Source organism: Hyphomicrobium sp. CS1BSMeth3, assembly GCF_900117415.1.
Lineage (GTDB): Bacteria > Pseudomonadota > Alphaproteobacteria > Rhizobiales > Hyphomicrobiaceae.
In genome coordinates this window covers 1293455-1316457 of record NZ_FPEI01000005.1, presented here as the reverse complement: position 1 = coordinate 1316457, position 23003 = coordinate 1293455, and the positions used below count along the sequence as shown (strand labels likewise).

22 protein-coding genes are annotated in these 23003 nt (G+C 65.4%); 10 read left to right on the top strand and 12 right to left on the bottom strand.

Annotated features, from left to right (window positions below; genetic code table 11):
• Positions 1-989: 989 nt before the first annotated feature.
• The 6 genes from CS1BSM3_RS15155 to CS1BSM3_RS15130 all read right to left on the bottom strand — a co-directional run bounded on the left by CS1BSM3_RS15155 (position 990) and on the right by CS1BSM3_RS15130 (position 5766).
• Positions 990-1427, bottom strand: a complete 438-nt coding sequence (locus CS1BSM3_RS15155) for a protein tyrosine phosphatase family protein (protein ID WP_072388007.1) — start codon at positions 1425-1427, stop codon at positions 990-992.
• Between the two features lie 32 nt (positions 1428-1459).
• Positions 1460-2797: an FMN-binding glutamate synthase family protein gene (locus tag CS1BSM3_RS15150; protein ID WP_072388005.1), complete on the bottom strand. Its 1338-nt coding sequence runs from the start codon at positions 2795-2797 to the stop codon at positions 1460-1462.
• Positions 2797-3498, bottom strand: a complete 702-nt coding sequence (locus CS1BSM3_RS15145) for a GltB/FmdC/FwdC-like GXGXG domain-containing protein (RefSeq protein WP_072388003.1) — start codon at positions 3496-3498, stop codon at positions 2797-2799. Before CS1BSM3_RS15145 ends, CS1BSM3_RS15150 begins: the two co-directional genes overlap by 1 nt.
• A 26-nt stretch (positions 3499-3524) precedes the next feature.
• Complete coding sequence (locus tag CS1BSM3_RS15140; RefSeq protein WP_072388001.1) at positions 3525-4421, bottom strand: class II glutamine amidotransferase; 897 nt, start codon at positions 4419-4421, stop codon at positions 3525-3527.
• 149 nt (positions 4422-4570) lie between these two features.
• The gene (locus tag CS1BSM3_RS15135) at positions 4571-4870 is read right to left on the bottom strand and encodes an ArsR/SmtB family transcription factor (protein ID WP_072387999.1); all 300 of its coding nucleotides are present in this window, start codon (positions 4868-4870) and stop codon (positions 4571-4573) included.
• Positions 4867-5766, bottom strand: a complete 900-nt coding sequence (locus tag CS1BSM3_RS15130; RefSeq protein WP_072387997.1) for a cation diffusion facilitator family transporter — start codon at positions 5764-5766, stop codon at positions 4867-4869. The genes CS1BSM3_RS15135 and CS1BSM3_RS15130 overlap by 4 nt, the downstream gene beginning before the upstream one ends.
• Before the next feature lie 9 nt (positions 5767-5775).
• Between CS1BSM3_RS15130 and CS1BSM3_RS28620 the strand changes: the two genes are divergently transcribed.
• From CS1BSM3_RS28620 to CS1BSM3_RS15115, 3 genes are all read left to right on the top strand, one after another.
• Positions 5776-5991 (top strand): hypothetical protein, encoded by a 216-nt coding sequence (locus tag CS1BSM3_RS28620; RefSeq protein ID WP_244540511.1) that lies wholly within the window; start codon positions 5776-5778, stop codon positions 5989-5991.
• Positions 5992-6181: 190 nt separating this feature from the next.
• On the top strand, positions 6182-7504 hold the full coding sequence (locus tag CS1BSM3_RS15120; RefSeq protein ID WP_072387993.1) for an LLM class flavin-dependent oxidoreductase: 1323 nt from the start codon (positions 6182-6184) through the stop codon (positions 7502-7504).
• A 179-nt stretch (positions 7505-7683) separates the two neighbouring features.
• Positions 7684-8022 carry a hypothetical protein gene (locus tag CS1BSM3_RS15115; protein ID WP_072387991.1) on the top strand — a complete coding sequence of 113 codons (339 nt, stop codon included), beginning with the start codon at positions 7684-7686 and terminating at the stop codon, positions 8020-8022.
• Between the two features lie 90 nt (positions 8023-8112).
• Here the strand turns inward: CS1BSM3_RS15115 and CS1BSM3_RS15110 are convergent, their stop codons facing one another.
• Complete coding sequence (locus tag CS1BSM3_RS15110) at positions 8113-9147, bottom strand: alpha/beta fold hydrolase (RefSeq protein ID WP_072387989.1); 1035 nt, start codon at positions 9145-9147, stop codon at positions 8113-8115.
• A 151-nt stretch (positions 9148-9298) separates the two neighbouring features.
• On the opposite strand from CS1BSM3_RS15110, the gene CS1BSM3_RS15105 reads away from it, so the two are divergent.
• On the top strand, positions 9299-10237 hold the full coding sequence (locus tag CS1BSM3_RS15105; protein WP_072387987.1) for a DMT family transporter: 939 nt from the start codon (positions 9299-9301) through the stop codon (positions 10235-10237).
• On the opposite strand, the gene tgt is transcribed toward CS1BSM3_RS15105, so the two are convergent.
• Both tgt and queA read right to left on the bottom strand, forming a co-directional pair.
• Complete coding sequence (gene tgt / locus CS1BSM3_RS15100; RefSeq protein WP_072387986.1) at positions 10227-11381, bottom strand: tRNA guanosine(34) transglycosylase Tgt; 1155 nt, start codon at positions 11379-11381, stop codon at positions 10227-10229. The genes CS1BSM3_RS15105 and tgt overlap by 11 nt on opposite strands.
• A gap of 60 nt (positions 11382-11441) precedes the next feature.
• Positions 11442-12530 (bottom strand): tRNA preQ1(34) S-adenosylmethionine ribosyltransferase-isomerase QueA, encoded by a 1089-nt coding sequence (gene queA / locus CS1BSM3_RS15095; RefSeq protein ID WP_072387984.1) that lies wholly within the window; start codon positions 12528-12530, stop codon positions 11442-11444.
• A gap of 305 nt (positions 12531-12835) precedes the next feature.
• Between queA and CS1BSM3_RS15090 the strand changes: the two genes are divergently transcribed.
• Together CS1BSM3_RS15090 and CS1BSM3_RS15085 are read left to right on the top strand one after the other, a co-directional pair.
• Positions 12836-13633: an alpha/beta fold hydrolase gene (locus tag CS1BSM3_RS15090; RefSeq protein ID WP_072387983.1), complete on the top strand. Its 798-nt coding sequence runs from the start codon at positions 12836-12838 to the stop codon at positions 13631-13633.
• A gap of 10 nt (positions 13634-13643) precedes the next feature.
• Positions 13644-15170 carry a DUF4384 domain-containing protein gene (locus tag CS1BSM3_RS15085; RefSeq protein WP_072387981.1) on the top strand — a complete coding sequence of 509 codons (1527 nt, stop codon included), beginning with the start codon at positions 13644-13646 and terminating at the stop codon, positions 15168-15170.
• Here the strand turns inward: CS1BSM3_RS15085 and CS1BSM3_RS15080 are convergent, their stop codons facing one another.
• A complete protein-coding gene (locus tag CS1BSM3_RS15080; RefSeq protein WP_072387979.1) occupies positions 15171-17591 on the bottom strand; it encodes an ATP-dependent helicase in 2421 nt (806 codons plus the stop codon).
• A gap of 175 nt (positions 17592-17766) precedes the next feature.
• Here CS1BSM3_RS15080 and CS1BSM3_RS15075 point away from each other — a divergent pair, with 175 nt between their 5' ends.
• The 4 genes from CS1BSM3_RS15075 to CS1BSM3_RS15060 all read left to right on the top strand — a co-directional run bounded on the left by CS1BSM3_RS15075 (position 17767) and on the right by CS1BSM3_RS15060 (position 21828).
• Complete coding sequence (locus CS1BSM3_RS15075) at positions 17767-18549, top strand: SDR family oxidoreductase (protein ID WP_072387978.1); 783 nt, start codon at positions 17767-17769, stop codon at positions 18547-18549.
• A gap of 40 nt (positions 18550-18589) precedes the next feature.
• Positions 18590-20299, top strand: a complete 1710-nt coding sequence (locus CS1BSM3_RS15070) for a mucoidy inhibitor MuiA family protein (protein WP_072387976.1) — start codon at positions 18590-18592, stop codon at positions 20297-20299.
• A gap of 301 nt (positions 20300-20600) precedes the next feature.
• Positions 20601-21407: a histidinol-phosphatase gene (hisN, locus tag CS1BSM3_RS15065; protein ID WP_072387974.1), complete on the top strand. Its 807-nt coding sequence runs from the start codon at positions 20601-20603 to the stop codon at positions 21405-21407.
• Positions 21408-21534: 127 nt separating this feature from the next.
• The gene (locus CS1BSM3_RS15060) at positions 21535-21828 is read left to right on the top strand and encodes a hypothetical protein (RefSeq protein WP_072387972.1); all 294 of its coding nucleotides are present in this window, start codon (positions 21535-21537) and stop codon (positions 21826-21828) included.
• A 92-nt stretch (positions 21829-21920) separates the two neighbouring features.
• Here CS1BSM3_RS15060 and CS1BSM3_RS15055 read toward each other — a convergent pair whose 3' ends face one another.
• Entirely contained in the window at positions 21921-22406 is a 486-nt protein-coding gene (locus tag CS1BSM3_RS15055) for a F0F1 ATP synthase subunit B family protein (RefSeq protein ID WP_072387970.1), read from the bottom strand.
• Positions 22407-22435: 29 nt separating this feature from the next.
• Complete coding sequence (locus CS1BSM3_RS15050; RefSeq protein ID WP_083528603.1) at positions 22436-22996, bottom strand: F0F1 ATP synthase subunit B; 561 nt, start codon at positions 22994-22996, stop codon at positions 22436-22438.
• Between the last annotated feature and the right edge of the window lie 7 nt (positions 22997-23003).

Genomic DNA, 23003 nt, shown 5'->3' with positions numbered 1-23003 from the left:
TTTGTCAAGCAGAAGACGGCATACGAGATCGAGCTCGGCGACCACGTCGCGCCGGACATCGTCGGCGGCGCATTGATGCGCTTGTAGGAGTTCACGGTCGGATTCGTGATCGCAGCAAGTGACCCTGCCGAATGCAACAGCCCACCAATGAAGTTATAAGCCTGCTGCGAGAGGCCTAACTCACCCGCTACATCCTCGAAAACGCACTTCCCGCTGCTCGTCGACCACAGCGACACGTGTGCGTGGCATCCGTTGCCCGTGAGGTTCGCGAAGGGCTTCGGCATGAACGTTGCGCGCAGCCCGTGCTTCTCGGCGATCGACTTCACCATGAACTTGAAGAAGGCGTGCTTGTCCGCCGTCTTGAGGCACGTGTCGTACTCCCAGTTCATCTCGAACTGGCCGTTCGCGTCCTCGTGATCGTTCTGATACGGCCCCCAGCCGAGCGCGATCATGGAGTCGCAGATTTCCTTGATCACGTCGTAGCGCCGCATGAGCGCCTGCTGGTCGTAGCAGGGCTTGGCCTGGAAGTCGGCAGCGTCGGAGATCGATGTGCCATCCGGCGAGATGAGGAAGTACTCGCACTCGACGCCCGTCTTCATTTCGAGGCCGTCCGCGGCAGCCGAAGCAATGACGCGCTTCAGGACCTGCCGCGGGTTCTGATCGACAGGCTTGCCATCCATCACGAGGTCGCCGGTCACCCAGGCGACCTCGGGCTTCCACGAAAGTTGAATGGCAGTCTCAGGATCGGGCGACACCAGCACATCGGGATGCGCCGGCGTCATGTCGAACCACGCCGCGAAGCCGGCAAAGCCAGCGCCGGACTTCGCGACACTGTCGATCGCCGTCGCCGGAACAATCTTGGCCCGCATGGTGCCGAAGAGGTCCACGAAGGAGATCAGGAAATACTTGACCCCATTCTTCTTGGCATACTCTGACAGTGACATGCGGCCCAACCCTCCGGCGATGGATGATCCTGATGCGAGGCGCCTCTACTTCCCGTCAGCGACTTTGTTGACGAAGGCCTTGAATCCTTCATCCGTGACGGGCGCGCCGATCTCCTCGGCCTTCTTGAAGACGGCGTCGGCAGACTTGCCCTTGCCATCGGCGAGCAATGCGTGCGTAACGGCGCGGCCACCCGCCGCGCAATGCACGTAGACGGGGCCATCTGCTTCCTCGATCTCCTTGATCACAGCGGCAGCAGAGGAGGGATGAAGGTTCTTCGGATCGACGGGAATGTGCGCGTAGGCCATGCCCAAGCCGGTGACCACCTCGCCTTGAGCCTGTGGATCGAGCGGCTGGTTCTGCTCGCCCGGACGGCGCAGATTGATGATCTTGCGGTAGCCCGCTGCCTTGAGCGCGGCGATATCCTCTTCGCTCGGCTGTCCGCCGGCGCTGATCGTGGCGCTGACTTTGGTCGGTTCTTTCATTGGAGTGACTCCCTAGTTTGCAGTCTTCGTCATTAGTCCTGCGGGCCGCGGCCCGGGATCCAGTTCGTTCCAGCCAGAGGCACGCCCGCCATTGCCGCGGCCTCGACCGTCAGCGCGACGAGATCCTCGGGCTCGAGATTGTGCACGTGGCTCTTGCCGTTCGCGCGCGCAATCGTCTGGCATTCGAGCGTGAGCACGGAGAGATAGTTCGCGAGGCGCTTGCCTGCGGCGACCGGATCGAGGCGCTTGGTCAGCTCAGGGTCCTGCGTCGTGATGCCCGCCGGATCGCGCCCCTCGTGCCAGTCGTCGTAGCAGCCAGCCGTCGTGCCGAGCTTGCGATAGTCCTCTTCCCAACGCGGATGGTTGTCGCCGAGCGCAATCAGCGCCGCCGTACCGATCGAAACGGCATCTGCGCCGAGAGCCAGCGCCTTAGCCACATCCGCGCCCGAGCGAATGCCGCCGGACACAATAAGCTGCACTTTCCGATGCATGTCGAGCTCGGTGAGCGCCTTCACTGCCGGCCGGATCGCTGCGAGCGTCGGCAGGCCGCAGTGCTCGATGAACACGTCCTGCGTCGCCGCCGTACCGCCCTGCATGCCATCGAGAACGACGACATCGGCGCCGGCCTTCACGGCAAGCGCCGTGTCGTAGTACGGCCGCGCCGCACCGACCTTCACGTAGATCGGCTTTTCCCAGCCCGTGATCTCACGCAGCTCGAGGATCTTGATCTCGAGATCATCGGGCCCCGTCCAATCGGGATGACGGCAGGCCGAACGCTGATCGATGCCCGCCGGGAGCGTGCGCATGGTCGCGACGCGCTCCGAGATTTTCTGCCCGAGCAGCATCCCGCCGCCACCAGGCTTCGCGCCCTGCCCGATGACGATCTCGATCGCGTCGGCACGCCGGATCTGATCGGGCTCCATGCCATAGCGCGAAGGCAGGTACTGGTAGACGAGCAGGCTCGAGGCCGCACGCTCCTCTTCCGTCATGCCGCCATCGCCCGTCGTCGTCGACGTGCCGACCGCCGACGCGCCACGACCGAGCGCTTCCTTGGCCGGCGCCGAGAGCGAGCCGAAGCTCATGCCCGCAATGGTGATCGGGATCTTGATCTCGATCGGCTTCTTCGCAAAGCGCGTGCCGAGCACGACGTTCGTGCCGCACTTCTCGCGATAGCCTTCGAGCGGATAGCGGCTGATCGAAGCGCCGAGAAACAGGAGGTCATCGAAGTGCGGCAGCTTCCGCTTCGCGCCGAAGCCGCGGATATCGTAGATGCCCGTCGCGGCCGCGCGGTGGATTTCCGCGATCGTGGCGCGGTCGAAGGTCGCCGACTCGCGCGGCGGCGTGTGGATCCAACGCTCATCGCCGGTCATCAGTAGGACCCCAGATTGTCGATATGGAAGTTGTAGAGCTTGCGCGCCGAGCCGTAGCGCGTGAACTCCGCGACATCGACCTCGGGGCCGATGCCTGCCGCGTCGAGCAGGCCGCGCAGCAGCGTGCGATGCTCATCGCGCATTTCCTTCGCAATGCAGTCCGTGCCTAGGCTCTTGACCTTGCCGCGCACGAACAGGCGCGCCTCGTAGATGCTGTCGCCGAGCGCATCGCCCGCGTCACCAAGCACGACAATGTTCCCGGCCTGCGCCATGAACGCCGCCATATGGCCGATCGAGCCTTTGACGACGATATTGAGACCGCGCAGCGAGATGCCGAGTCGCGCCGAGGCATTGCCGTCGATGACGAGGAGCCCGCCGCAGCCGGTCGCGCCTGCAGACTGCGAGGCATCGCCTTTCACGTGCACGCGTCCCGACATCATGTTCTCAGCCACGCCGGTACCGGCATTACCATTGATCGTGATGCTGGCCTTCTGGTTCATGCCGCCGCAGTAGTAGCCGACATGGCCCTCGACGGTGACGTCGATCGGACTGACGAGCCCGGCCGCCAGCGCGTGCGCACCGCGCGGGTTCGACACCACGAATGATCCAGCCTCGGCCTTCTGCAGGCTTTCGTTCACCTGCCGCAGTGACAGGCTCGCCATATCGAGACCGGCATTCTGCGTCTCGTGCGTCGCCTTCATTCCCACTCGCACCGACGGCGACATGCTCAGCTCCGGCTCCAGGCATAGACTGTGGCCGGCGCCGGTTCCCAGATGCGTGCGGCATCGATGCCGGGAAGCGCTGCGAGCGCGCGGAACTCCGAGCCGAACGCGACCCATGCATCCGTCTCTGCCATCACGGCCGGCTTGCACGCGATCGGATCGCGCAGCACAGCAAAGCCATCGCGTGTCCCGACGACGAACGTGTAGAAGCCGTCGAGATCGTCGAGCGCGTGCTCCAGCGCCTGCTGAAGGCTATCGCCCTCCTTCATGCGCCAGGAGAGATAGCCCGCGGCGACCTCGGTATCGTTCTCCGTCTGGAAGCGCTCGCCGTGACGCCGCAGCGTCTCGCGCAGGCGATTGTGGTTCGAGAGCGAGCCATTGTGCACGAGACAGGTGTCACGCCCGGTCGAGAACGGATGCGAGCCAGCGATCGTCACGGCGCTCTCGGTCGCCATGCGCGTATGGCCAATGGCGTGCGTGCCGCTGAACGAGGCAAGTCGCAGCCGCTGGCTGATCGCATCAGGATCGCCAATGCCCTTATAGATCTCGATGGCCTCGCCTTCGCTCAGCACCGTTGCTTCGGGCACATTCTCGATCAGCCACGCGCGTGCGGCGGCGCCATCGCCGTCGATGCGAATGATGGCGTGGTCCTCGATGGTCTCGTACGTGACCTTGCGGCCAGTGGCCTCGCCAAGGCGAGCCGCGACGTCAGCCCAGTCCAGCGTCGAGGCGCGCCGCACGGCGCAGATCTTCGACGTGCCGTCCGACGCGCTGCCATAAATCGCGAAACCCGCACTATCCGGCCCACGACCGCACATCTCATGCAGCATCGCTGCCGTCAGGCGACCGAGCTCCGGCTCCAGCGCCTTGTCCTTCAGAAACAACCCGACGATCCCGCACACGCGCGTAGTCCCGCTTCATGCCATCCGCGATCGACCCCACGGCGGCGCACGGCTGCGCCTTCGTTGGGCATATGACTACTAATATAGCCAATCGGCCTGCTGGCAATCTGCTCAGCAGGCGCGACATGCCTCTTTTTCGAGCGGAAAGCCTAGGCGTCGTCCTCGCTGACGTGCTCGATCATGCCGATGAGCATGTGCCGGATGTGGTCGTCGGCGGCCTCGTAGAAGATCTGGCGCGTCTTGCGCGTGCCGCGCACGAGGCGCGCCGCACGAAGCAATCGCAGATGGTGGCTGACGAGCGACGGGCTCGCTTCCACGGCCTTGGCGATGTCGCCGACAGCGATCGGCCCTTCGAGGCAGGCGAGCAGGACGCGCAAACGGGTGGGATCGCCGAGCAGACGATAGGTCTCGGCTATGACGCTGATCTGATCGGAGGTCGGCGGGATCAATGCTGGTGCCTCCCCGTGCTGGCGGGCTTGGCGTCCAGCGCACAGGACGCCTCGTCACCCCATACGATCTCGACCGTGCTGTGGCCGATGCCGAACCGTGTCGCGAGCTCGTGCTTGATGGCACGGGTCACGGCGCGCGCGTCCGCGCCGGGCGCGATGCTCGCCTCCAGCGTCGCTGAGGGCACGCCGGACGTAATCGACCAGACATGAACATGATCTATGCCGCTGACGCCTTCCACGCTCTCCATGAGATGGCGCCGCATAACCTCGATGTCGATGTGCGGCGGCGTACCCTCCAGAAGAATATGGAGCGAGTTGTTGAGGAGCTTCCAGGCGCTGCGGAGAATGAGCAGCAGGATCAGCACCGACAGGATCGGATCGATCGGCGTCCAGCCGGTGAAATAGATCGCCACTGCCGCGATGATCGCCGCAACCGAGCCGAGCAGATCGCCCAGCACATGCAGCATCGCGCCCTGGATGTTGACGTGAGCAGTGTCGGCGCGGCGCAGGATCAGGAAGACCCCGATGTTCACAGCAAGGCCGATGACCGCCACCACGAACATCGGGCCTGCAAGAACCGGCGACGGCGCGAGCAGGCGGCCGACGGCTTCCCACGCGATCCACGCGACGAGCAGTAGAAGCGTTACCGCATTGACGAAGCCCGCGAGCACTTCGAGGCGCAGGTAGCCGAACGTCTTGCTCGCGCTCGCGGCCCGCTTGCCGAAGTAGAAGCCCGCCCAGGCGAGCGCGAGCGCCACGGCGTCCGTCAGCATATGACCGGCGTCCGCGATCAGTGCGAGCGAGCCGGAGAGCACGCCGCCAACGACTTCCGCGACCATGAAGCAGGCCGTCAGCACCAGCGCGAGCAGGACCGTGCGCTCGTTGCTGGCGGTCACGGTCGGAGCATGGTTGTGGTCGTGGCTGCCGTGGTCATGATCGTGGCCGTGCCCGCGGCCTGGGCCTGGGCCTGGGCCATGGTCATGCGCCTCCCGGGGCCCATGCGCGTGGCCCGCATGATCCGCGTGCCCACGACGCTCTTCGCCGGGGCCGCCCCTATTCTCTTCCCGCGCGCCACTGCCGCTCATCTCACCCACCTACTTCGGTCACGCCACAATATTTGAATATATATTTATATATTGTCAGCAAGTGAAAGCAAGTCCTCCTCCCGCGGCAATTTGGAGGATCGGGGGAGCGCGAGAGGGAGGCACCAGCAGCCCGCGCATATCCGCCCTCGCGGACCTACGGCTGTCATGTCCGTACAAGCGCGGTAGGCTGCACCAAAACGCGCACAACAAGACCGGGCGGAAAATCATGAAGCGGCAGCTCCACCTCAATCTGTTCATCAACAGCCGCGGGCACCACGAGGCCTCCTGGCGGCATCCGAAGTCATCGCCGCTGGCGCTGAGCGACGTCCGCTACTTTCAGGAGCTCGCCCGGAAGGCCGAAGCCGGGCACTTCGATTCGATCTTCCTCGCCGACCAGCTCGCGCTTCCCGATGACGTTGCGAGCGCGCCGCGCACGTGGCTCGAGCCGATCACCGCGCTCGGCGCGCTCGCCGTCTCGACATCGCACATCGGCCTCATTGCGACGGCCTCGACCACCTATACCGAGCCCTTCAACCTCGCGCGCCAGTTCGCCTCGCTCGACCACATCAGCGGCGGCCGCATCGGCTGGAACATCGTCACATCATGGATGGCGGCTGCCGCACGCAACTTCGGCGGCGCCGGACAGGTCACGCACGCTGATCGCTACGCGCGTGGCGAGGAATTCATGCAGGTCGTACGCGGGCTGTGGGATAGCTGGGCCGACGATGCCGTGCTCGATGATCGCGCGAGCGGAAAGTACGCGCGTGCCACGGCCATTCGGCCGATCAACCACAAGGGCGAGAACTACGAGGTCGCGGGCCCTCTCAACGTACCGCGCTCGCCGCAGGGCCGACCCGTGCTCGTGCAGGCGGGCTCGTCCGACACCGGCCGCAGCTTCGCGGCGCGGCACGCCGAAGCGGTCTTCACGGCGCACATGGAAAAGACGACGGCGCAGGAGTTCTACGGCGATCTGAAAGCGCGCGTCGTCGCAACCGGACGGCGCGCGGATCAGGCGCTCATCCTGCCGGGCTTGAGCCCGATGATCGCGTCGACGGAGGCCGAAGCGCAGCGCCTCGAGCGCGAACTCAACGAGCTGAGCGATCCCGAAGTCGGGCGCAAGCGGCTATCAGCCCGCTTCGGCGGTCATGACTTCTCGCATCTGCCGCTCGACAAGCCGCTGCGCATCGAAGACTTCCCGAAGTCCGATGCACACGAGGCGGCGCGCAGCCGGACGGAGGTCATCATCGGTCTCGTGCGGCGCGAGCAACCGACACTGCGCCAACTCCTCGCGCGTCTCGCCGGTGCGCGCGGTCACTTCACATTCGCCGGCACGCCCGAGCAGGTTGCGGACCTGATGATCGACTGGTTCGAGAACGGCGCCGCCGACGGCTTCAATCTCATGCCGCCGATCCTCCCGTGGATGCTCGATGTGTTCATCGCGGAGGTCGTGCCGATCCTGCAGAAGCGCGGTCTCTTCCGCACGGCTTACGAGGGCACAACGCTGCGCGCGCACTACGGGCTCGACCGACCGTCGGTGGACCCGAGATGATCCCGCGAGCAATCTCAAAGCGTTAGATGGCCACGATAGCTGATGAACGTTCATTCACATGAATGGCCATTAAGCTACTGAAAAATTTACAAAAATCTCGACGGATCGATATTCACCATAGCGTTTCCCTTGTGCACGCCGCGTTGAGCCAGCGCGGCCGAAACAAAGGAGATCACGCCATGAAGACCGCCTTGCTCGCCGCCGCTGCTGCCGCCGCCGCCATCACCATTTCTTCTGGCGCCGCGTTCGCGGAGACCGTCAATAAGTCGACCTGGAGGCCGCATGGCACGCAGGCCGGCAAGATCTACCGCGGATCGCCGCGCGTCGTCGTCCATCGCCACGAGTACCGGCCGGTCTATCGCCCCGTCTATCGTCCCGGCCCGGTCCAGTTGAGCGCCGCGGAACTCGCCGCGAAGAGGCGCGCAGCCTTTGCCGATGGGCGGATCACGTTCATCGAGAAGATCAAGCTGAATGCCGCCCAGCGCCGCCACGAGGCACTGATTCGCTCTTACCGCTGACGTGCAATCCCCAGGCAAGTGACGAAGCATGAAGGCGGATCGGAGGGCCGCGCTGCGGCCCTCCACATCCTGGAGCCGACGACCATCACACTAGGCCGGCCATGCGTCCGGCACCTTCGTTGCCAGCCATCGCGCGAGCGCGGCATTCACCGCCACGGGCTGCTCCTGCGCCATCCAATGACCTGACGGAATGACGACTTCGCTAAGGTCGTCGCACGCCGCCCGCATCGGATCGGCAAGCCGCGACACGGTCGTCTCGCACACGACATCGTAGTCGCCGTGCAGGAACAGCACAGGCATCGAGAGCCGCCCGCCGTTCGGCGCACGCTTGGCGTACGCCGCATTGCGCTGGTGATTCATGTACCAGCTATCCGGTCCGAAAAAGCCGTTGCGCTCCAGCGCCGCGACGTAGACGGCCAGCTCCTCCTCGCTCAGCACGCGCGTGTCGAGCGGTAATGGCGGCGCACGATCGAGCGGCGCGAACCAGCCGCCCCTGCGGCGCACATCCGAGGTGCGCGCCGGCTTGCCCTTGTGCGCAGGATTGCCGGACCGGAACAACGCCTTGACGGTGCTTGCGACATCCGCCTCGAAATCGCGGTGCGCCTTCTCGAAGTTCTCCTCGTAGAAGAGCTGATAGTCCCACTGCCCGACCGGATATTGCGCCTCGGGATAGACGTTGCGATCGACGAACGGCACCATGTTCTCCGGTCGGAAGCCGCCGGGGAAATGCGGCACGCAAAGGCTCGCAACAGCCCGGCAACAATCGGCGTGATGGCTCGCCATGCTCCACACGACGGGGCTTCCCCAGTCATGTCCGACCCAAATCGCGCTTTCGCGACCGAGAGCGGACAAGAGCTCCAGCATGTCCTCGACAATGACCTCGAGTGCGTAGTCCTCATGCCGGGAATAGATGGCAGACCGCCCGTATCCGCGCATGTCCGGTGCAATGGCGCGGAAGCCGAGGCTGGCGAAACAGGGGAGCTGATGTCGCCAACTCAATGACAGCTCAGGCCAACCGTGCACGAAAATGATCGGCGGCGCCTCGGGAGCGCCACAAGCAAGGAAGAACGTCTTGTGCCGCGCCGTCGCGATCGTGTGCTCGGTCACCGGAAAGAGCGACTTCATGACACCCCCTTATTCTGGCGTGCCGGCATACCTGTGCCGCATGTGCATTCTCACGTCATTTTCTCACGGGCGCCATCCGAAACAGGTATAAGCCGCCCGAAGCAGCGAAAATCATCACCCCAGCGAACATCCGAATCGGGACACGAGCGCCATGCAGCGCGAGGCGGCGGGCGAGACAGCCCAGGCAGGGACCAGCGCGCTCCGAGGCATCGGCCTCATGTGCGTGGCGCTGGTGCTGTTCTCGGCGCTCGATGCGACCGCAAAATATATCGCCACACGAAGCGGCCTCCCCGTCTCGCAGGTGACGTGGCTACGCTTCATGAGCCAGTTCGTGCTGGTGGTGCTGACGTTCGGCATCATCGCCGTGCCGCGCCTGCTCTACAGCCGCAAGTGGATGCACCAGGCATTCAGGTCCTTCCTGATGCTCGGCTCGACCATGTTCAACTTCCTGGCGCTGAAGACGCTGCGGCTCGATCAGACGCTGACGATCGGCTTCCTGGCGCCATTCATCGTCGCGCTACTTGCCGGCCCCTTCCTCGGCGAATGGATCCGCTGGCGCCGCTTCGTCGCCATCGTCGTCGGCTTCTGCGGCATTCTGGTCGTCGTACGACCGGGCTATGCGGCATTCGAATTCGGCATGATCTTCGCCGCACTCGGCACGCTTTGCTATGCGATCTTCATGCTGCTCACGCGCTATCTCACGCGCTTCGACCCGCCCGAGGTGACGATCTTCTACTCGATGCTGGCGGGCGTGTTCGTCATGGCGCCGTTCGCCATTGCCGAATGGATCTGGCCGGCCGATGCCTTCACCTGGGCGCTGCTGCTCTCGACCGGCCTATGGGGCGGGCTCGGCCACTACATCTTCATCTTGGCCTATCGCCACGCGCCCGCGCCGACGCTCGCACCCTTCATCTACTTCGGACTGATCACGCACACCGCGCTCGGCTATCTCGTCTTCGGCCAGCTCCCGGATGCATGGACGATCTCCGGTGCGCTGATCGTCATCGCGTCGGGCGTCTACCTCGTTCACCGCGAGCACGTGACAGCTCAGGAGCGGCGGAAGGCAGAGCAGTCTTCCTCTAGCTCTTAGCGATACGCGCCTTTGTTTCTTCGGCCCAGGCAGCGAACCGCTTCTCGCGGATCGCGGCACGCATCGCCGCCATCAGCTCCTGGTAGAAGGTCGTGTTCACCCACGACAGAAGCATGGAGCCAAGCAGCTCGCCCGACTTCACGAGATGGTGGAGATAGGCGCGCGAGTAATCCCGCGCCGCCGGGCACGTGCTTTCGGGATCGAGCGGCGCCATATCTTCGGCGTGCTTCGCGTTGCGCAGGTTCACGCGCCCGTTCCAGGTGAAGGCGAGACCATGCCGTCCGTTACGCGTCGGCAGCACGCAATCGAACATGTCGACACCACGCGCGACCGCCTCGATGAGATCCTCGGGCGTGCCGACACCCATGAGATAGCGCGGCTTGGTCGTCGGTAGAAAGGGCAGCACGCCTTCGAGCGTGCGCAGCATGACATCATGCCCCTCGCCGACGGCGAGGCCACCGACTGCATAGCCGGGAAGATCCATGCCGACGAGCGTCTCTGCCGAGCGCCGCCTCAAGTCGTGCTCGATGCCACCCTGGACAATCCCGAACAGCGCCTGCCCCGGCTTGGCGAGCCCGCTTTCCAGGTTCTTCGCGAACGCGAGCTTGCATCGCTCGGCCCAGCGCAGTGAAAGCTCCATTGCGCGTGCCGTTTCGGCGTGGCTCGCCGGCAGCTCGATGCACTCGTCGAGTTGCATCTGGATGTCCGCGCCGAGCAGGCACTGAATCTCGATCGCGCGCTCTGGGCTCAGCGTGTGCCGCGAGCCATCGAGGTGCGACTGGAAGACGGCTGCTTCCTCCGTCACCTTGCGGATCTTGGAAAGACTCATCACCTGGAAGCCACCCGAGTCCGTGAGGATCGGCCCTTCCCAGCGCATGAACTTGTGCAGTCCGCCGAGACGATGAACGCGCTCCGCCGTCGGCCGCAGCATGAGGTGATAGGTATTCGCGAGCAGGATATCGGCGCCGGCCTCCTTGACCTGCTCGGGATAGAGCGCTTTCACAGTCGCGACGGTGCCTACAGGCATGAAGGCCGGCGTGCGAATGATCCCGCGCGGCGTCGTGATCTCGCCTACGCGTGCGAAGCCGTCCTCGCCGAGGAGGGTGTAGCGGAACTCAGGCTTGGAAGTCGGTGCATCGAGCATGGGAGCCCTATAGCGCGGCACGCGCGCCTTGGCACGCCCGCTTTGTCTTATGCTGAACGATCAAGCGGTCGCAGGGTGCAGCAGACAGGCATCGCCATAGGAGTAGAAGCGATAGCCGTGCGCGATGGCGTGCGTATAGGCGGATTTCATGGTTTCGAGGCCGGAAAAGGCAGCGACCAGCATGAACAGCGTCGAGCGTGGCAGATGGAAGTTGGTCATGAGCACGTCAACGGCGCGAAAGCGGTAGCCCGGCGTGATGAAGATGCCCGTCTCGCCGCGGAACGGCCGGATCGTGCCATCAGGGTCTGCCGCTGACTCGAGGAGCCGCAGCGCCGTCGTCCCGACCGCAACAATGCGGCGCCCCGCTCGGCGCGCGGCACTCAGATGCTCGGCGGTCTCGGGCGTGACCTCGCCCCACTCGAAATGCATGCGGTGGTCATCCGTGTCCTCGACCTTCACCGGCAGGAACGTGCCCGCCCCCACATGCAGCGTCACGAGCTCGGTCGCGATCCCACTCGCCTTCAGCCGATCGACCAGCGCTGGCGTGAAGTGCAGCGCCGCGGTCGGTGCCGCCACCGCCCCCTCGCGCTTCGCGAACATGGTCTGGTAGCTCTCGCGGTCCTCGGGACCAGCGGGCCGCCGCGAGGCGATGTACGGCGGCAGCGGCATGCGCCCGAGCGCTTCGATGGCCTCGTCGAGAAAAGCACTGTGGAAGGAGAATGCGAGCTCGACCTCGCCATTGTCGTGCTTGGCGGCGACGCTCGCATCGAGTGTGCCGAGCAGGCAGACACGGCCGTCCGTCTCCGCGCCGAAGCGGATGAGGTCACCAGCATTGAGACGCCGCGCCGGCTGCGCGAAGGCGCGCCAGCGGCTCTCGTCCACGCGCTTAGTCAGATTGAACGACACCGGCGTCTCGTGCGGTCCGCGCACGCGTATACCTTCGAGCGCTGCCGGAATGACGCGCGTGTCGTTGAATACGAGGACATCGTCCGGCTTCAGCAGTGCCGGAAGATCGCCCACCACACGATCCTCGAGCAGCAGATCACCGCCCGGCCGCACGACCAACAAGCGCGCAGCATCGCGCGGCACGGCCGGATGGAGGGCTATGCGGTCCTCGGGCAGATCGAAGTCGAAGTCAGCCGTACGCATGAGTATCCAATCACTTCCAGCCGATCACGGGCAAAGGACCAGCCGCTCCGGTCTGTACATCCTTCTGCCCCATGGGTACTAGTGTGATGATCGAGAAATTCGCTGTATCTCGCGGCCCAGTGGGAGCGAATTTCTCGATCTGAATCACACTAGCAGCACAATGATTCTAGTGTCCCTCTTGATGCCGAAGTTCGCTCGGGACGCCAGCAGCGAGGTGGGGCGAACTTCGGAATCGGGACACTAGATCCTTAGAGCAAACGAGACCCGCGCCAGACGGGCCCGGCGGACTTTCAGGAGGACAGGCGATGAAATCGACCGTCAACGGCATCGACATCAACTATGAGCTGTCCGGCGCGGCCGACGGCCCGGTCGTGGTCCTTCACCATCCGCTCGCCACGAACCTCACGTGCTGGGACGAGTTGACCGCGGCCCTCGAGCCCAACTACCGGGTCCTGCGCCTTGATGCCCGCGGCCACGGCAAGAGCGACGCCCCGGCCGGCCCCTATGCCTTCGAGACGCTCGCCAAGGACGTCGCCGAGCTGATGACCGCCTGTGGCGTTCAGAAGGCGAGCTTCCTCGGCCTCTCCATGGGCGGCATGGTCGGCCAGTATCTCGGTCTCCTTTATCCCGAACGCTTCAACTGCCTCCTGCTGGTCTCGACCTCGAGCCGCATCCCCGACGAGGCGCAGCCACTCTGGGACCAGCGCATTCATGCGGTCACGACCGGCGGCATGGTCACGCAGGTCGAGGGCGCCATCCAGCGGTGGGTCTCACCGCGCGCGATCAAGGAGAACCCCGCCCTGGTCGAGCGCCTGAGCCAGATGATCAAATTGACGCCCATCGATGGCTATGTGGGCTGGTGCCAGGCCATCCGCGGCCTCAATGTCACCGACCGCCTCGGCGCCATCCGCCTGCCGACGCGCGTGATCGTCGGCGAGATCGATCCCGCAACGCCCGTTGCCGCTTCGCAAGCAATCCACGACGCCATTCCTGGCTCGGATCTCGTCATCGTGCCGGGTGTCTCGCATATGCTGCACAATGAGGAGCCGGAGCTGTTCCATTCGCATGTCCTGCCGTTCCTCGACGCACACGCGGGAAAATAAGCGCAGGCAAATGATGCGCGCCGGACTGATTGCGCTGGCTCTTGTCCTGCTGCTAGCCGGCGCCGCAATTCTTCCAGCGCACGCGGACGACGCCCTGGCTGCCCGCGTGCGCGACGTTCTCGCGACGCATTGTGCCCTATGCCGCGATGCGAGCACAGGCGCGGCACCTGACCTCGCGACAATGGCGCGCGACCCGGGTCTCATCCGGCCCGGTAATCCCGATGGCTCTCCCGCGTACACCACGCTGCTGCGCCAGTTCGGGGCGAGCGGCCCGAGCCCAACTCCCGACGATCTTGGCGCCCTTCGCTCCTGGATCGAAAGCCTGCCCACTGAAGCCGCGACATGCCCCTCGGCAGCCTTCGTTCCGCGCCAACGCATCGAAGCCGAGCTCGCGCGCGTCGGGGCGAAGCTCAGAAAACCTGTCGCGGCACTGCGCGTTCTGAGCCTCGCTCATCTGGACCTCGGCTGCGCGACGCCGGAGCAGCGTGCCGAGTGGCGGCAGATGCTGGAGCTGGTTCTTGCCGCAGTGGCGGGCGTCAAACATCCGGTCGCAACGCACGTACTCGATGCGCAAGGCCATCATCTCGCCCTCGACATCCAGGACCTGGGCTGGGATGCTCACCGATGGCGTGCCGTCCTTGGCTTGAAGCCACAGGTTCGGCGCTCTGCAGATCCTCTCATTGTGCGGGCTGATCAGCTCGTCGCACACGTCCTGCAGAAAGCCGACCGCGAAATCGCGCGCGGGATCCTCGGTCCTGTGACCGCACCGGACAAGCTCGAGCGCAATGCCGAGCTGATGCTGCAGTTGGCGCGCCACCATCTCGCGCCACTCAACCTGCCTCGGGTTGCAGCCGAAATCGCCATGCGCCCGGACGCGCTCGCGCGCGTCCTCGAGCCAGCGGCCCGTGGTGAGCGCCACGTCTTGCGGCAATTGATCTACGGCACGGTCCCACGCCATGAGGTCGAGGAAAACTGGCCGCTCATCGCGCGTCTCGCCCGCGTCGTTCCGCCTGCACAAGCCGTGCCGCTTGTTTCAAAGGACGCCGCCCCGCCGGTCATCACATCCGCAACCCCGATCGAGCTCATCCTATATCCGGATCGAGCGCGCTACGCAGCCGGCGACGAGCTGAGGCTGTCGGTCCGCACGAATATCGATTGCCATCTGACGCTGATCAGCGTCGATGCCGCGGGTTTCGGCACCGTCATCTTCCCCAATGACTTCGCGACCAACAATCGTATCGCCGCGCAGGTTCGCGTCTCGATCCCCGCCGCGAACGCGCGCTATCGTTTCCGACTGAAGGACAAGGGCCGCGAGCGGATCGTCGCGCTCTGTACGAGAAGTGAGGGGAGCGTCGACGGCATCCGCCACGACTTCGAGCGACAGCGCTTCCAGGAGCTTGGTCCCTACGCCGCTTTTCTCGATGCCGCACTGAAGCGCTCGACGGTTCCCGAGAGCGAGCGCTCCGAGCGCGAGAAGCCAACGCACGTGCCGCAGAGCGAGATCTGGCGGACGGGCATCGTTATCGATGTGCGTTAGCTAAGCCTTCGCGACGAAGCTCTCGATCACGCGCTTCCGGTCGCCGCTGTCGAAGTCGATTGTGAGCTTGTTGCCATCGACCAATGTGACCGTACCGAGCCCGAACTTCTGGTGACGCACGCGATCGCCCTCCGCAAACGCGGAGACATGATCGGACGACGCAACAAGCTGCCCCTCGATCGTCTGTGGCGGCGGCCGCGCGGGGCGTGCGGCTTTCCACTGTTCCTGCGCCCGCTGCCAACCAGGCGTCGTATAGCTCGTCGCAAAGGGCGAGGGCGCATCGTCGAAGCGGCTCTTGCCATAAGGGTTGGCGCGGCCATAGCGCGGCTCGCTGCCCATGCCGGCGTAGACACCACCGAAGGGGCTCCGCGATTCGAGCACCTCGATGTGCGACTCGGGCAGATCGTCGATGAAGCGCGACGGGCTCGCCGACTGATAGAGCCCGCGATTGCGCCGGTTCTGGGCAAAGCTCACCTGGACGCGCCGCTTGCCGCGCGTGAGTCCGACATAAGCGAGGCGGCGCTCCTCCTCGAGGCCGGCGAGCCCGCTCTCGTCGAGCGAGCGCTGGTGCGGAAAGAGCCCTTCCTCCCAGCCCGGCAGGAAGACCGTCTCGAACTCGAGGCCCTTGGCGGCGTGCAGCGTCATCAGCGACACGCGATCGCCATCGTCGCCCTGCTCGGCGTCCATGACCAGCGCCACGTGCTCGAGGAACCCGCCAAGGGTCTCGAACTGGTGCATGAAGCGCACCAATTCCTTGAGGTTCTCGAGCCGCGACTGCGCCTGCGGGCTCTTGTCCGCCTGCCACATGGCCGTATAGCCACTCTCGTCGAGGATCAGCTCGGCAAGCTCGGTGTGCTTCACGCCCTCGGCTTGCCCGCGCCAGCGCAGAAACGCCGCAACCAGATCGCCGAGCGCGCGCCGCGCCTTGGGTTTCAGCTCGTCACTCTCGGCAAGCTGGCGCGCTGCCTCGAACATCGGGACACCGCCGGCACGCGCGACGTCGTGGATCTGCTTGATGGTTGCATCGCCGAGCCCGCGCTTCGGCACGTTGATGATGCGCTCGAACTTGAGATCGTTCGACGGATTGTGCGTGATTTCCAGATAGGCGATGGCGTCCTTGATTTCCTGGCGCTCGTAGAAGCGCGGACCGCCGATGACGCGGTAAGGAAGCCCCAGCGTGATGAAGCGATCCTCGAAGACGCGCATCTGGAAGGAAGCGCGCACGAGAATCGCCATCTCGTTGAGGCGATGGCCGCGCTTCATCAGGCGCTCGATCTCCTCGCCGATCGCGCGCGCCTCCTCCTCGTCGTCCCACACGCCGAGCAGCGAGACCTTCTCGCCGAGCTCGTCATCGGTGAAGAGCGTCTTGCCGAGGCGGCCGGTATTGTGCCGGATCAGCCCTGCGGCGGCTCCGAGGATGTGGCCTGTCGAGCGATAATTGCGCTCGAGCCGGATCACGACGGCACCGGGAAAATCCTTCTCGAAACGCAGGATGTTGTCGACCTCCGCCCCGCGCCAGCCGTAGATCGACTGGTCATCGTCGCCGACGCAGCAGAGGTTCGGCTGACCGCCCGGCACCTGCGCGATGAGCCGCAGCCACTGGTACTGGACGACGTTGGTGTCCTGATACTCGTCGACGAGGATGTAGCGGAAGCGGCGCTGATAGTCGGCGAGCACATCCGTGTGCTCACGGAAGAGCCGCAGCGTCTCGAGCAGCAGATCGCCGAAGTCGACGGCATTGAGCTCCTTCAGGCGCTGCTGGTAGGCCGCGTAGAGCCGCGCCCCGATGCCGGCGAAGACCTGCGAGTCGCCGGTGCTCACCTTGTCCGGCGTGAGCCCCTTGTTCTTCCAGTTGTCGATCATTCCGGCGAGCTGGCGCGCCGGCCAGCGGTCCTTGTCGAGGCCCTCGGCCTCGATGACCTGCTTGATGAGCCGGAGCTGGTCGTCCACGTCGAGGATCGTGAAGCCGTTCTTGAGACCGACGAGCTCGGCGTGCCGGCGCAGGATCTTCACGCCGATGGCGTGGAACGTGCCGAGCCACGGCATGCCCTCGACCGCACCGCCGATGAGCGTGCCGATGCGCTCCTTCATCTCGCGCGCGGCTTTGTTCGTGAAGGTGACGGCCAACACCTGCGAGGGGTACGCCCTGCGGCTCGCCAGAATGTGGGCAATGCGCGTCGTCAACACCCGCGTCTTGCCGACGCCGGCGCCGGCAAGCACCAGCACGGGCCCCTCGGTCGTCTCGACGGCCCGGCGCTGCTCTGGATTGAGGCCTGAAAGATAGGGCGCAGAAACCTGCGCCGCCGCGCGCTCGGAAATCGTGAGTCGTCCCACCGGTTCGGCCCCCGACGCAGCAGCGTCCGGCGCCTCGGGAAGGTCGAAGGGCGGCTCGTCGACATCCTCGGCCGACGGCCCACTCATTTTTACCTGATTCGCTGACATGACAGGGCCTTATAGCACGGGATCGGCGGCAACAATTCGGCGTTTGTTCCTCGCCCCGGAGAACCCTACCGGGCTGATAACACGGCTTTCTTTGCCGAGCGGCCCAGCGTACTGTTCCGGCGCAGCGAAGGACCGTCTACGGGGAGAGAAACACGTGCAGCTTCAAATGCGCGGGCGCAACGCGCTCATCACTGGCGCCAGCAAGGGGATCGGCCTCGCCATTTCCAGGGCATTTCTCGGCGCGGGCGCCAATGTCGCCATCGTCGCCCGAAACCAGGCGGGGCTTGATGCGGCCAAGCGCGAGCTCGAGACGGCTGGCTCGGGCAAGATCGTCACAATCACCGGCGACATGGGCAAGGCGGAAGACTGCGCGCGCGTCTTCGCGGCCGCCGAAAAGGCGCTCGGCTCCCTCGACGTGCTGGTCAACAATGCCGGCACCTCCAAGACAGGCCAATTCGAGACGATCACGGACGAAGTCTGGCAGGCCGACCTGGATCTCAAGCTGTTCGCCGCCATTCGTCTCTGCCGGCTCGCCTTTCCCGGCATGAAGGCGCGCGGATTCGGCCGCGTCATCAATGTCCTCAACACGAGCGCCAAGGCACCCGCGGCCGGCCGGGCGCCGACCGCCGTTTCCCGCGCCGCCGGCATGGCGCTGACCAAGGTGCTGGCTGGCGAGGGCGCGCCCCACAACGTGCTCGTCAATGCCGTGCTCGTCGGGCGCATCGAGAGCGACCAGTGGGTGCAGCGTCACGCCCAGGAGAACAAGGGGCGCAGCCTCGAGGCCTACTACGAGGACATGGGCAAGGACATTCCGATGAAGCGGGTCGGCACCGCGGAGGAGTTCGCCAACATGGTGCTGTTCCTCGCGTCGGACGCGGGCTCCTATATCACCGGCACCGCCATCAACATCGACGGCGGCGCCTGTCCGGTAGTCTGACATTGGCCGAGCCCAGAATGCACCTACCGGAGCACAGGTAATGCGTATCGAAGTTCGGTGGCTCGTGGCGGCCGCCGCCGTGGCGATGGCGGCCATGCCCGTCGCCGCGGCGGAGATTGGCGGCACGTCCACGATCACGGCGGTAACGGTCTTTTCTCGCGGTGCCGAGGTGACGCGCACGGCACAGCTCAAGATTCCGCAGGGCGAGCATCTGATCGTCTTCAAGGATCTCCCCGCGCAGGCCATCGACGGCTCGATCCGCATCGAGGGCCGCAGCACCGGCAAGCTCGACATGGGCTCCGTCGACACGCGCCGTGTCGAGATTCCGCATCTCGACCCGGTCGTCAGCAAGAGCGAGCGGCGCAAGCTCGAGGAGGCCATCGAGAAGCTGCAGGACGAGCGCGCGCTCGTTGCCGCGGAAATGGACGCCGCCGATGCCCAGAAGCGCTTCGTCGAAGGGCTTGTCGCGCTGCCGTCGCGCCCCGGCGCGAAGCCGGACGACAAGGCAGAGAAGGGAGAAGCGTGGGGCGATGTCTTCGTCCTGATCGGCAGCCGGCTCGCCGAGGCCGAGAAAGCACGCCTCGCGGCTGGCCTGAAAGTGCGCGAGTTCGACCGCCGCATCGCCGATCTCGAGCGCGCGCTCTCCGACCTTGCTCCGATCGAGGATGCGCGCACGGAAGTACGCGTCCACGTGACCGCCGCGGCAGCGCTCGAGGCCAATCTGCTGCTGCGCTACCAGGTCCCGTCCGCCTCCTGGCAGTCCCTCTATGATGCGCGCCTCAGCACGGGCGCACGGAATGTGGCGCCGAGCCTGACGCTCGTGCGCCGCGCCGCTGTCCAACAGCGTACGGGCGAGGATTGGCGGGATGTCGCGTTGACGCTTTCGACAGCGCGGCCGGCAAATGGTGCCTCGGCGCCAACCCTCGATGCCATTGCCGTGGACTTCATCCCCGACCTGCCGCAACCACGGCCGGTCGCAAGCGCACCGCCGCCGACGGCACTAGCCAGCAGGGCTCGTCGCGCCGATGGCGGCGCCCCCGCCGGCGAAGCCGCAGCCGCAGCCGCGGAGAAACTGCAGGATGAAGAAGTTGCTATGGGCGAACAGCGGGCAGGCGCCGAGATCTCCGCCTTCCAGGCCCGCTTCGACATCCCTGGCCGGGTGACAGTCTTCACCACCGGCGAGGTCAAGCGCGCCCTGATCGACGAGGCGAAGGTCGAGCCGAGCCTCCTCGCGCGCGCCGTGCCGCGCCTGCGAACCCAGGCCTATCTCTACGCCAAGCTCGCCGCGCCGAAGGCCGCGGCCTACCTTCCCGGCACGATCGCCCTCTTCCGCGACGGGACCTATGTCGGCACCGGCAAGCTGCCGCTGCTCGGGCCAGGACAGGAGCACGAAATCGGTTTCGGTGGGGACGATTCGGTCCGCATTCGCTATGCGACCGTCGAGGACAAGCGTGGGGAGACCGGCCTCATTTCTTCACAGCAGACCGATACGCGCGCCTTCCGCATCTCGATCAAGAACCTCCACGAGCGCGCCATTGCCGTCTCCGTGCTCGACAATATTCCGACCTCGCGGCAGCAGGACATCAAGGTGGAGCTGACCGGCAAGACGCCGCCGACGCGACGTGATGTCGATGAAAAGCGCGGGGTTTTGGCCTGGGAAGCGCAGCTCCAGCCCGACGAGGAGCGGCAGATCGAATTCGGTTATCGGGTGTCGTGGCCAGCAGGTAAGCGCGTTATGTACGGCCGCTGAAGTCTAAGCGCTGTGGCGCTTAGAGAACAAAGGGGCCGCTCACCAAAGAACGGCCCAAGTCTAGGGAGGAAACGCCCGAAGTGGGCAATAGCGACGATAGATCGTCATCGCAGCTACGATTTGACCATGCCAACACACTGCTGATTCGGCAATGTCAACACATCGAGAATATGCGGAAAGACGCATGTTGAAAAGCCTTGTGCGTCATACAGGCCACATATCCCGATACTGATCATTGATCAAAAAGCCACAACGATCCCTGCACTGCCCATCCCTCGCGAGACCACCTGTGACGCCCACTATGAAGCCGTCGACCACCTCATTTGCCGCCCTGCTCGAGACCGCGCACACGCTCGCTGACCTCTCCGGCGAGCTCATCCTCCGCCGCTTCCGCCGGCCGATCGCCGTCGAGGACAAGGGCAGCGCGCATGGTTTCGACCCCGTCACGGCCGCCGATCGCGACGCCGAGCGCGTGATCAGCCGCTACCTGCTGCGCCACCATCCCTCGCACGCGATTGTGGGCGAGGAGCACGGCAGTCGCGACGGCGACGGCACGAGCGGATACCGCTGGGTGATCGACCCCATCGACGGCACGAAGGCCTTCATCACAGGAAGCCCGCTCTGGGGCACCCTGATCGGGCTGCTCGACGGCGATACGCCACTGCTCGGCATGATGAACCAGCCATTCACCGGCGAGCGCATTTGGTCGAGCCGCACGGGCACCCACTGGCGCACGGCGGACGGGCGCACGCGCCGCGCCAAGACCCGCGCCTGCCCGAAGCTCGCGCAAGCCATCCTCACCACCACGAGCCCGGATCTGATCGGCGAGCAGGACCGCAGGAAGTTCTTTGAGGTCTCGGCGCGCGCGCGTCTCACCCGCTATGGCGGCGACTGCTACGGCTACTGCCTGCTCGCCGGCGGCTATACGGACGTCCTGATCGAGACGGGCCTCAAGCCGCACGACGTCGTGGCCCTGATCCCGATCATCGAGCGAGCCGGCGGTCGCATTACGACCTGGGAGGGCGAACCAGCGACGAACGGCGGCCGGATTCTCGCGGCCGGCGATCCGGCACTCCACGCGCAGGTTCTGAAGATTCTGAACGCCTGAGGCGGCGCCCAGCTCCTCTATGATGACCTCGCGACCGATGAATGCGTTTTCATCGGAGGGCCACCATTTCGCACGTCACCAGTGGTTCTATCCGCCCCACATAAGTGGAGCAGTGAAGGAGGAAGCCATGATCAAGAAATTCGCGCTCGGTGTGGCCGCTGCCGTCACCATCGCCCTCTCGGCGAGCGGCCCGGCAAACGCGCAGGTCTGCGCCAGGAACGTCGTCACTGCGGTCGGCAAGACCTCGCTCACGGCCATCGGTGCGCGCCTGAGCGCACGCAACACGTGGCGCACGACCGTCCGCCGGCAGCTCGGCCCGCGCTATGCCTCGGTGAGCCGCGCCCGCGGCGCCCGCGATATCTGCCGCAAGGTCGGCGCGCGGACCTCGTGCCGGTTCATCGCGCGTCCCTGCCGGGCTTAGCACCAAGCACCGGGCACCAAATAAAACGGGGCGCCGAAGAGCGCCCCGAATTCATTTGATCGATTGAGCGCGCCGCAGGACGCTGCCGAACCTCAGTTCAGCTTGCCCTTGAGATCACGGATCGAGCGGTTGACCAGATCGGCGCCGCCGTCGGTCTTGAGCTTGTCGCCGATCAGGCGCTCCGCCGCTGACATCGCGATATCGACTGCAGCAGCGCGAACTTCGCTGACAGCCTGCGCCTCGGCGCGCGCGATCTTGTCCTCGGCGAGCCGCGTGCGCCGCTCGAGCTGCTCCTTGAGGCTGCGCGCGCTCTCGGCCTTCATGGCTTCAGCCTCGCGCCGCGCCGTCTCGATGATCGCCCTGGCTTCCTCGTCAGCCGCCCGCTGCTTGCGCTGGTAATCTGCGAGCAGATCCTGCGCCTCCTCGCGTAGACGGCGCGCCTGATCCAGCTCCTTGCGCACGGCATCCGCGCGGTCGTCGAGCGACTTCGTGATCATCGAGGGCACGCCCATCTTCACGAGCACACCCACGAAGGCGAAGAACGCGATGGCGACCCAGAACTCAGGATTGAAGAACATAGCTGTCGCTTCCTTCGTATCCGGCCGCCTCAGCCCGCCCGCGCCTTGGCGAGCGCCTGGCGCACCTCGTCATCCGAGGCACCCTTGCCCGTCAGCAGCGAGACCACGTCCGCCGCCGTGCTCGCGGCAATCTCGTCGACGCTGGCGAGCGCCCGCGCCTTGGTCGCCGCGATCTGCTTCTCCGTCTCGGCAAGCTTCGCGTTGAGCTCGCCTTCGACGCGATGGCGCTCGGCGTCGGTCTCGGCCGCGAGCCGGTCCCGGGTCTCCTTGGCGAGGCCCTGCGCCTTGCCGCGGGCATCCGCGAGCGACTGCTCATAGGCCTTGAGCGCCGCGTCCGTCTCCGCCTTCAGGCGCGAAGCTTCGTCGAGATCGCGCTGGATGCGGTCGCGACGCTCCTCGATGACCTCGCCGATACGCGGCAGCGCAATCCGCGCCATCAGGAAATACAGCGCGCCGAAGGTCACGGCGAGCCAGAAGAGCTGCGAGGGGAAGGTGCGCGGGTCGAACGGCGGGAACACATCCGGCGCACCCGCGCTCGGAATGAACTCGCCGGTCGTCACTGCGACCGCCCCGAGAAGCAACATGGACATTGCGCCT